Consider the following 1,125-nt stretch of genomic DNA (forward strand, 5'->3'; position numbering starts at 1 on the left):
AGGCCGGCACGCCAGATCTGGCCGCCGGGCCGGGCGCCCTGGTCGACCCAGACCACGCGCCGGCCGGCCGCAATCAGGCGGCAGACGGCGGCAATGCCGGCCGGGCCGGCACCGACGACGGTGATATCGGCGTCCAGCGTTCTGTTCATCATGTCGTCGCTATCACCATGCCGGCGGTGGCCGGGCTCATGCAGGCCAGCCGGTTGGCAACGCCGTCTATCATGACCTGGCATTCCTGGCATTGCCCCATGCCGCAGAAGGCGGCGCGCGGCTGGCCGCTGACCGAGCGGCGCGTGGCGATCAGGCCGGCATGTGCCAGCGCGGCCGCCACGCTGCAGCCGGCCGGCACCGCATGGGGCTGGCCATCGATCTGCAAGACGATCTTGTCTTCCATCACAGCAGGCGCGCCGGCGCATAGGGCACGGCGTTCAACAAGGTGGGCTGGCCCAGGCTCAGCTGGGCCAGTAGCTCGGCCGTGGCCAGCGAGGTCGTGATGCCCAGGCCCTCATGGCCGCAGGCCAGCCAGACCCGCGGGTGCTCGGGGTGCGCTCCGATCAGCGGCTGGCCATCGCGGCTGGCCGGGCGCAGGCCGGTCCAGCAGCGCAGCAGGCTCAGCGCGGCCAGCGCGGGCATATAGTCGCAGGCCAGGGCCAGCATCGCTTCGAGCATCTGACGATCCAGCGCCGCATCGCTGCGGCCGATCTGGCGCGAGGAGCCGATCAAGAGCTGGCCATCGGGGCGCGGCTGCACGTTGAAGGACACCGTGTCCTGGTCGGCCAGATGGGCCTTCTTGATATAGCCGAGCTCGACCAACTGGTGGCCGACGCGCGGCGCGGAGCGCTGCGTGATCGCCAGCTGGCCCTTCTTGGGCAGCAGCCAGCCCGGCGGCAGCCAGCGCTGGCTGGCCAGGCCGGCTGTCAGCACGATCAGGCCGCCCCAGAGCCGCCGGCCATCGGCCAGGCACAGGCTGTGTCCGTCCAGGCCGACCACCTCGCCGGCGATCAGTTCGCAGCCCTGCAGCCAGTGGGCCGCGACCTTGGGCGGGTAGACGCGGCCGTCGCCCGGCACGCGCAGCGCGCCGGCCAGGTCGGGGCGCAGCATCGGCTCCAGCCGCGCCAGCGTGGC

The 1,125-nt window shown here is 72.4% G+C and carries 3 protein-coding genes; all 3 read right to left on the minus strand.

Features of this window, described 5'->3' with window-relative positions; translation table 11 throughout:
- Positions 1-242 (minus strand): NAD(P)-binding protein (locus tag PO768_RS29410; protein ID WP_442953327.1); only part of this gene is annotated, 242 nt, incomplete at its 3' end.
- Positions 149-394, minus strand: coding sequence for a (2Fe-2S)-binding protein (locus PO768_RS28895; RefSeq protein ID WP_272648804.1), 246 nt, complete (start codon positions 392-394; stop codon positions 149-151). The genes PO768_RS29410 and PO768_RS28895, both read right to left, overlap by 94 nt.
- Positions 394-1,125 (minus strand): NAD(P)/FAD-dependent oxidoreductase (locus tag PO768_RS28900; RefSeq protein WP_272648805.1); only part of this gene is annotated, 732 nt, incomplete at its 5' end. The genes PO768_RS28895 and PO768_RS28900, both read right to left, overlap by 1 nt.

The organism is Paucibacter sp. XJ19-41 (assembly GCF_028462495.1).
Classification (GTDB): Bacteria; Pseudomonadota; Gammaproteobacteria; order Burkholderiales; family Burkholderiaceae_C; genus Roseateles_E.

What these genes read in the sequence shown, in the direction of transcription:
- PO768_RS28895 (WP_272648804.1), bottom strand. Translation starts at nt 394, where the DNA reads ATGGAAGACAAGATCGTCTTGCAGATCGATGGCCAGCCCCATGCGGTG.